The following is an 8,364-nucleotide window of genomic DNA, read 5'->3' as shown; positions in this document are numbered from 1 at the left end:
TTCGAATACATCGAAGTATTTTATAACCGCATACGTAGGCACTCGGCTTTGGGCTATGTCAGTCCGGCAGAGTATGAGCGCAAATGCGCATAACCTAGTGTCTACTTTTTGTGGGTAGGACCACTGCTTAAGGAGTAAGCATGAAAAGAAGCCTTCGAAAGGGACAATCTTCTGTCTATTTGCAGTATGAAAATACTGGTGAATCGATGGGGGCTAAATTATTTGAAGCTTCGTTAAATGACGGTGTGGCTTCTATCAGCTTTACACTCGCTCCAGTAGACTCAAACCAACGATCTGACGAAGATCACCTTCACGAGCTGGACTTAGTGTCGGTCACAATTGAAGACGATCTAATCATCACGGAAATATCCACCTTCTTTAAAGCAAAAGAGTTTACCGAGCTTCAACTCCATATAGTCTCAAAGAAAAAACTGCTTAAATTTGCTGTATCTCCAGGCGGTGCTCAATTAAATGGCTTGGTGCTCAATGTCAGTCGCAGCTAACAACTTGCTCAATTACACTTCGGCCGGAAGCGGCCTCCGCGGGACGCCTACTGCGCAGTCGCCCCTTAGCAAAGCATCTCACATAAAAGGAAATAAAAGATTATATGGAAGTTCTTTTTGAGTCCTCTGTACTTGTCAGCATCCTTGGCAGTCTATTTATTGCCATGTTATCAAGGAGGCTCACTCGTTTGGGTGAGTATTTGCTAACGCACATTTCTTTGACCCCGAGAAGAGTACACGGCCGCCTCAGAATTGCAAAATGGCGCAATAAAAAGAACTTATTACTAAAAGCGAGAAGTCCCCACCAAGTTACTTTGGCAATTGTAAGGACCTATTCCTATCTGATTTTTTTTGTGCTGATGATCGCACTCTACTTATTGCTAGTAACACTTGGCCCCCTTAAAGGGATAGGCAGTCTCCCTTGGCAGCTACAGGCATTTATCGCTTCACCAATATATATATTTGAGATTTTGTGGTTACTGCAAAAAGAAAAAACACTAACGCTAGTCAGAATTGCTGAGCAACGCGTTACAAGCCAATCCACATCTCGACTACGGCAACGGATGACTTAAAAACACCCAGGATTGAGGTGTCACTATCCCTTAAAAGTATCGCTCCAGTCTCGGATCAACCCATGAAAACATAACCCAGAGCACACAAGCTCTATAACAACACAGACCCGCTTTCATTACTCAATCAAGGAACAGACTGAATGAAGATTTTACCTGCTATCGCCATGACCGCCGCGCTGACCCTATCAGGATGCGCTTCCGTAGATATGGCTTCCTCCGCGGATTCAGCCAAGGCGAAAGAATTCAACCCGCCAAGCGAGGGCAATGCCGGGGTATATATCTATCGGGACAGCTTTGTCGGCAAAGCACTTAAAAAGGATATCTGGGTTAATTCCAACTGTCTGGGCGAGAGCGCACCCGATGTATTTTTCTACACCGAAGTTGAAGGTGATAAAACCCACAGGATCGACACAGAATCCGAGTTTTCACCCAACGCGCTGGAGGTAATGTTTGAAGCGGGCAAGAACTACTTCATAAGACAGTTCATCAAAATGGGCGTGTTTGTCGGTGGCGCAGGGTTGGAGCTGATGCCGGAAGAACAGGGTAAAATGGCGGTCGCCAAGCTTGATATGGCAAAACCGGGCAACTGCAGCAAACCGATGTAATCCCTGTTTTCGCCAAGCCTTACTCGACAATCATCATAACACCGACCTGTTCTGAATCAGGACAGGTCGGCCAATGGATTCTGCGCCCAGGGCGCCGCAAAAAAACCTTCAACCTCAGCCATCGGCACTTCAGCCAGCGATGGGTAACGCCATTGTGGTTTATTGTCTTTATCCACCAGCAAGGCTCTGACACCTTCAGCAAAATCCCCCTGCCGGCAGATCTGAACTGAGAGCACCAGTTCCTGCTGGAACACCTCTTTCAGGGACAGATGGCGGCAGCGTAATAGTTGCTGCTGGATCAGGTGCATTGCCAGTGGGCTGCCGTGGCGCATGGACTGCAAAGCCCGTTGCAACCAGGCATCTTCACTGGCCAGATCGGTCAGGCGTTCAATCAACGTCTGGGGATCAGGGTTAAGCATCAGCCGCTGAATGATTTCCAAATGCCGGAAGACATTAGAGGTGTCCTCCAGTTTAGGGTAAGGTCGCCGCGCCAGATGACCCAGCACCCGACTGACCACGGTATGATCCGGATCGTTACCCCAGTCCGCCTGTTGCAGGTGGTGGACCAGGGTTTCCAGATGCTGACTGTCCATATAGTGATCTGCCAGCCCCAGTAACAGGGTATCCGATGCATTCAACCGGCTGCCAGTCAGGGCCAGAAACAGGCCGATGCTGCCCGGCATCTGATTCAGAAACCAGCTACCGCCCACATCCGGGTATAAACCAATGGTCACTTCCGGCATTGCCAGCATCGAGGTTTCGGTCACAATGCGATGACTACTGCCATTCATGAGTCCCATGCCGCCGCCCATCACAATGCCGCTGCCCCAGCAGATTACCGGTTTGGGGTAGGTGTGCAGGGTATAGTCGAGCCGGTATTCCGCCGTAAAGTACTGCTCAGGCAACGTTTGATCACCTTGACGGATCGCGTGGCACAGAGCCACCACATCGCCCCCGGCACAAAAGGCTTTCTCCCCGCTGGCCTGGATCAGAATCGCCCGCACCCGGTCGTCTGTAGCCGCCGCCTCCAGTCTGGGCTGGATTTGCTCGATCATCGGCAGACTGAGCGCATTGAGACTGCGCGGCGCATTCAGGGTCACCTGCAGCAGGATGCCTTCCTGCCGTAATGGCACTTCATTGAAGATCACGCAGGGTTCTTGGGCGGTTATATCTGACACGCCATACTCCTTAGCGGGGCTGCAAAAGTCACTCGAAATTAAACCACCCATTCTAGCGACAGAAGCCGACAGAAATCTGCTCCACTTTCTGGGTATGCACCGGCCCTGCTGTTAAACTTAGAGAAAATCAGTTGATGTCCGGAGTAACACCGCGTGGATTATTTACCGCTCTTTTTTAAACTGACCGAACAACCTGTTCTGCTGGTTGGCGGCGGAGCCGTTGCACTGCGTAAAGCGCGCTTGCTTTGCCGGTCTGGCGCTTTGGTTCACGTGGTATCGCATCAGGTCTGCGCCGATCTGGAAACTCTGCTGGATGAGTCCGCAGGTCAGATCATTATCGGTGAGTATCACGCAGGCCTGCTGGATGACAAGGTACTGGTGATTGCCGCCACCGATGATGACCAGCTTAATGAGCGGGTGCATTTTGATGCTGTGGCTAAAGGCATTCCGGTGAACGTGGTGGATAACCCACGCCTGTGCACCTTTGTTTTCCCGGCGATAGTTGACCGCTCACCGATTGTGATTGGTATCTCCTCTGGCGGCGCGGCACCGGTTCTGGCGCGTCTGTTAAGAGCCCGACTGGAAACCTGGATTCCGCGTTCTTATAGCCGTCTGGCGGAGATCGCTCAGCAGTTCCGCAACCAGGTTAAAGCCCGTTTTGGCAGTGTGAATCACCGCCGCATGTTCTGGGAATCTGTGTTGCAGGGTCAGGTGGCAGAAAAAGTCTTTGCCGGTCGCGACAAAGAGGCCATCAGCCTGATTGAAGAAAAGCTGCAACAGGGCAACCCGGAACATCAGATCGGTGAAGTGTATCTGATTGGCGGCGGCCCCGGTGATCCGGAGCTGCTGACTTTTAAAGCCCTGCGCCTGATGCAGCAGGCCGATATCGTTCTCTACGATGCGCTGGTCTCTCCGGCTGTGCTGGACCTGTGCCGCCGCGATGCGGATCTGGTATTTGTTGGCAAGCAGCGCGATAACCACGCCGTACCGCAGGAAGGCATCAACGCCCTGTTGGTACAACACGCACTGGAAGGCAAACGGGTGGTGCGTCTGAAAGGCGGTGATCCGTTTATCTTTGGCCGTGGCGGTGAAGAACTCGAAAGCCTCAAACAGCACAATATCCCGTTTCAGGTGGTACCCGGCATTACCGCAGCCAGCGCCTGTTCAACCTATGCCGGTATTCCGCTGACCCACCGCAACTATGCCCAGTCGGTGAAATTCATCACTGGCCAGCTCAAGAACCGCACCTCTGACCTTAATTTTGCCGAACTGGTGCACCCCAACCAGACACTGGTGTTTTATATGGGCCTGCACAGCCTTGATCACCTCTGTGCTGAGCTGATCGCCCACGGCAAACCCGGCAGCACCCCGGCGGCGATTGTCTCCCGTGGCACAGCCCTCGATCAGAAAGTGCTGACGGCGACCCTTGAAACACTGCCTGCACTGCAGGCCGAAGCCCAACTGCCCGCCCCTGCTTTGATCATTGTGGGCGAGGTGGTCAGTCTGCATGAAAACCTGAGCTGGTTCGGTGAAGAGGTGCTGTCCCAGAACCTGACGCCTGTGAAAGCGGGACACTGATTTTTTTGTCAACATCCCTTGCCCTCAGACCTGCCCTCTGGCGATAAAACCTGAGGGCATTTCCCCTCCCGAAAGTTTTCCCCAATCCCTGTGGATAAGTCAGTGAATAATATTGGGGCAGATGGCTGAAAGCCCTGTAAAACGGTGCTTTTCAGCAAATTGTCGAATTTGCACTCAGCGGAATAAAACTCTTTTATTTCAATAACTTAATAATATCAAGACAGAAAAACACAAAAATAAGAAAAAATCTTAGGCCAAAAGCACATTGCACTATTGACCTGTGAACTTTTTATATTTTTTGCCCTTTTTTAATGCCTGATTCTTGTAAATGCGCCATCAGAATGCATCTTTTTTACTCCTCAGGACCAATACCCCACTAACCTAATGGATATAACGATTTTTGAATATATATAAGGTATGATCAGCGGTTAATTCAGAACTTATTTGACACGTACCTGTGAAACGACTGTTACGCACCTTAATCACCCTGGCTGTATTGGGTACAGGTTCGGTTTTGAGCCTGGCACTGTATTACATGGCCAGCGGCGAGATTCAGACCCAACTGCGGCAACAGGTAGAACAGGTACATGAGCATGTCAGCGAACGCTTTAAGGTGTTTGATGAACTGCTGGCTTACGATGAACGTCAGATACAAGCCCACGCGCACCATACCCTGCCCATTATTACTCAGGTACTGACTAAAGAACCGTTTGATCCTATCTTCTGGTCTCCGGACAAGCTGCAGAAAATGGCTGAAGAGTATCAGGTGGACGGTATTTATGTGATTGACCGCAGCACCACGGTCGTCGCCACCAACTTCCTGCCGGACATCGGTTTTGAGCTGGGCACAATCAATGACGATTTCCGCCGGTACCTGAATGATTTTTTTGGTTCCGGGCGGCTTGAAGTCGACCGTATCAACGTCTCCAGCAAAACCGGCCTGATCACCATCTATGCCTACTTCAGCCCGGAAGGTTCCGATTACATCTATGAAATTTCATATGATGTGAAGAAGTACCTGAGCCGGAACCGCTCAACACGCTACATGAACTTTATTTTTGGTGACTTCTTTACAGAAATTACCTCGACCAGCCAACTGCTGAAACAGATTGATATCTACCTGATCAACAACTATTCCGCGTTTCCTTTCCTGCAAAACGGTCAGCCAATTGATCTGGAGACCCTGCCGGACATTCCGGAGCATACGGTTGTGAAGCAGGATGCTGGCGATATTATCTACTTCCTGAGCCGGGCCGATCTCAACCGTTCTCGCCTGCACAGTGCTGACTATCTGGTAATCCGTACCGCTTTTGATCTGTCGCCGTTTGAAATGCTGATACAGAAGATGCTCAGCATCAGTACGCTGGTGATTGTCGCAGTGCTGTTCCTCGCCTATGTGCTGATCGCAAACCTGTTTGATCGCTGGATCATGCAGCGTATCCACCGCATCATCCAGGCACTGGAGCACACGGCGGAGGGTGACTTCAGTGACAGCATTCCGGTTAACCGACAGGACGAACTGGGCCTGATCGCCAACCATATAAATAAAATGAGTCGACGTCTGGCCAACCGTGAACAGCAGTTGCGGGAAGCACAGGAACATCTGGAAAAACGGGTAGAAGAACGTACCCAGGATCTGCGTGCCGAGGTGGACGCCCGACGCAAAGCCGAAAGCAAACTGATCGAGATGGCCACCACCGATCCACTCACCGGCGTGCTTAATCGCCGCGCTTTCTCTGATCAGGCTCAGCGTGAAGTCAGCCGGGCATTCCGCTACCACCGCAGCCTGACGGTGATTCTGCTCGACCTAGACCACTTCAAAGAGATTAATGACACCTATGGTCACCTCTATGGTGACAAGGTGCTGGTGCGCACGGCAGAACTGATCAACACCTGCTTGCGTTCTATCGACAGCCATTCCCGTCACGGCGGTGAAGAGTTTTTGGTGCTGCTGCCGGAAACTACCGAAGATGAAGCATTGTTGCTGGCTGAAAGACTGCGCGAAACTCTCGAGTCCGCTAGTCTTGAAACGGAAAACGGCACCATCCATATCACCGCCAGCTTTGGTGTTGCCAGCTGGAAAGCCGGTGAACACAGCGTGCAGGCCGCGATCAATCGCGCGGATAAAGCACTCTATAAAGCCAAACAACTGGGTCGTAACCGGGTAGTTCTGTACCACCCGGAAGTGGAAAATTCGACCTCTTCCTGAAGCAATTCTCGCGCTTTTACCTATGGATAACTCAGTGCATAGTCTTTGTGCAACGCGCAACGAAAGTGTCAGGCCCGGTTTAAACCTGCTCGCACTGCAAGAAAAATAATCGTTAAAAAACAATTAAATAAAAAGAAAAAACAAGAAAGTGCGCTATTCATAAATAGCACAAGAGATTATCTGACAGTCTCGCCCAAGCTGTGGATAACTAATTTAACAGGAGCCGGACGCCTCAGTCCTCTGGCAGCTCCAATTCGATGTGACCTTTGGGGATACAGCAACAGGTCAGAATTTCATCCCCCTGCAAATCAAGCAGGCTGTCCTGCACATATTCCACTTCGCCATCCAGCAGGCGCACCTTGCAACAGCCACAGTAACCACCACGGCAGTTGTAAGGCGCGGGAATATCCTGCGCTTCCAGTGAATCCAGCAAGGTGGGTTCATACTGGTAAAAAAACGTATGGTGATGGTTCACCTTGATGCGCGGTACACCGGACATCCGTGTTAACTCCTTAGAGATCGAAACCGTCGAAGTCACTGTCTGCCACTTCATTATCGATCTGGCCCACCAGATAGGAGCTGATTTCAGCTTCCTGTGGCGCAACCTGTACGTTGTCACTGATCAGCCAGGCATTCATCCACGGCAATGGGTTTTGACGTGGCGGGAAGACCTCCTGTAAGCCAAGTGCCTTAATCCGCACGTTGGTGATGTACTCCACGTAATCGGACAGGATTTTGGCGTTCAGACCAATCATGGAACCATCACGGAACAAATACTGCGCCCAGTCTTTTTCCTGCTGCGCCGCTTCACGGAAGATGCGGTACACCTCTTCCTGACATTCGGCCGCAATCTCCTTGAACTCAGGGTCATCCGCGCCGGATGCCATGATATTCAGCATGTGCTGGGTACCGGTCAGGTGCAGCGCTTCATCGCGGGCGATCAGTTTTATGATCTTGGCATTGCCTTCCATGATGGCCCGTTCTGCAAAGGCAAATGAGCAGGCAAAACTGACATAGAAACGGATCGCTTCCAGTACATTGATGGACACCAGCGTCAGATAGAGTTTGCGTTTCAGGTTACGCAGGCTGGTATCAAACTGCTTGCCATTCAGCGTGTGCAGGCCTTGACCGTGAATCTGATAAATACCGGACAGCTCGATAAACTCGTCATACAGCTTGGTGACGGAATCCGCCCGGCGGATGATCTCGGGGTTGGTCACGATCTGATCAAACACTTCCGACGGTTCCGTGATGATATTACGGATAATGTGGGTGTATGAACGGCTGTGGATGGTTTCGCTGAAGGCCCAGGTTTCAAACCAGGTTTCCAGTTCCGGCAGGGAAACCACCGGCAGGAACGCAATGTTGGGCGAACGACCCTGCACAGAATCCAGCAGAGTCTGATATTTCAGATTGCTTAGAAAAATATGCTTTTCATGCTCAGGCATCTTCAGGAAGTCTTTACGGTCAGTGGAAAGATCCACCTCTTCCGGACGCCAGAAGAAAGAGAGCTGCTTCTCGATCAGTTTTTCAAAGATCGGATACTTCTGTTTGTCGTAACGGGCAACGTTCACGCTGCGGCCAAAAAACATCGGCTCTTTGGTAGCATCATGGGCACTGTGACTAAACGTGCTGTAACTCATGCGGGCTGTCTTTCCTGAAACAAACTGAAAACCTTAATTCAGCCCGCCAGCGGCGGGCACTGAAATCCCTTACCTG

Annotated in this window: 8 protein-coding genes; 5 read left to right on the top strand and 3 right to left on the bottom strand. The window is 50.9% G+C overall.

The window, feature by feature from the left end; genetic code table 11:
- The 3 genes from P2G53_RS06000 to P2G53_RS05990 all read left to right on the top strand — a co-directional run.
- Positions 1-93, top strand: a 93-nt coding sequence (locus tag P2G53_RS06000; protein ID WP_275815263.1) for an IS3 family transposase, incomplete at its 5' end; no start/stop codon positions are given.
- Between the two features lie 47 nt (positions 94-140).
- Positions 141-503: a hypothetical protein gene (locus tag P2G53_RS05995; RefSeq protein WP_275815236.1), complete on the top strand. Its 363-nt coding sequence runs from the start codon at positions 141-143 to the stop codon at positions 501-503.
- A gap of 712 nt (positions 504-1,215) precedes the next feature.
- Complete coding sequence (locus tag P2G53_RS05990; protein WP_275815234.1) at positions 1,216-1,680, top strand: DUF2846 domain-containing protein; 465 nt, start codon at positions 1,216-1,218, stop codon at positions 1,678-1,680.
- Between the two features lie 56 nt (positions 1,681-1,736).
- On the opposite strand, the gene P2G53_RS05985 is transcribed toward P2G53_RS05990, so the two are convergent.
- The gene (locus tag P2G53_RS05985) at positions 1,737-2,858 is read right to left on the bottom strand and encodes an enoyl-CoA hydratase/isomerase family protein (RefSeq protein ID WP_345799201.1); all 1,122 of its coding nucleotides are present in this window, start codon (positions 2,856-2,858) and stop codon (positions 1,737-1,739) included.
- 153 nt (positions 2,859-3,011) lie between these two features.
- Between P2G53_RS05985 and cysG the strand changes: the two genes are divergently transcribed.
- Positions 3,012-4,436: a siroheme synthase CysG gene (cysG, locus tag P2G53_RS05980; protein ID WP_275815232.1), complete on the top strand. Its 1,425-nt coding sequence runs from the start codon at positions 3,012-3,014 to the stop codon at positions 4,434-4,436.
- A gap of 457 nt (positions 4,437-4,893) precedes the next feature.
- Positions 4,894-6,645 (top strand): diguanylate cyclase, encoded by a 1,752-nt coding sequence (locus P2G53_RS05975; RefSeq protein WP_275815230.1) that lies wholly within the window; start codon positions 4,894-4,896, stop codon positions 6,643-6,645.
- Between the two features lie 232 nt (positions 6,646-6,877).
- Here the strand turns inward: P2G53_RS05975 and yfaE are convergent, their stop codons facing one another.
- A complete protein-coding gene (gene yfaE, locus P2G53_RS05970) occupies positions 6,878-7,144 on the bottom strand; it encodes a class I ribonucleotide reductase maintenance protein YfaE (RefSeq protein WP_275815228.1) in 267 nt (88 codons plus the stop codon).
- Between the two features lie 13 nt (positions 7,145-7,157).
- The gene (nrdB, locus tag P2G53_RS05965) at positions 7,158-8,288 is read right to left on the bottom strand and encodes a class Ia ribonucleoside-diphosphate reductase subunit beta (protein ID WP_275815226.1); all 1,131 of its coding nucleotides are present in this window, start codon (positions 8,286-8,288) and stop codon (positions 7,158-7,160) included.
- Positions 8,289-8,364: the final 76 nt, after the last annotated feature.

Origin of the sequence: Neptuniibacter sp. CAU 1671 (genome assembly GCF_029222905.1) — a bacterium.
Taxonomy (GTDB): Bacteria; Pseudomonadota; Gammaproteobacteria; order Pseudomonadales; family Balneatricaceae; genus Neptuniibacter.
The sequence above is the reverse complement of the archived record's forward strand: the minus strand, read 5'-3'. Positions and strand labels throughout refer to the sequence as shown.

Bases quoted from the DNA above. Each gene is read 5' to 3' on its own strand.
- P2G53_RS05995 (WP_275815236.1), top strand. From the start codon at position 141: ATGAAAAGAAGCCTTCGAAAGGGACAATCTTCTGTCTATTTGCAGTAT.
- P2G53_RS05990 (WP_275815234.1), top strand. From the start codon at position 1,216: ATGAAGATTTTACCTGCTATCGCCATGACCGCCGCGCTGACCCTATCA.
- yfaE (WP_275815228.1), bottom strand. From the start codon at position 7,144: ATGTCCGGTGTACCGCGCATCAAGGTGAACCATCACCATACGTTTTTT.
- nrdB (WP_275815226.1), bottom strand. From the start codon at position 8,288: ATGAGTTACAGCACGTTTAGTCACAGTGCCCATGATGCTACCAAAGAG.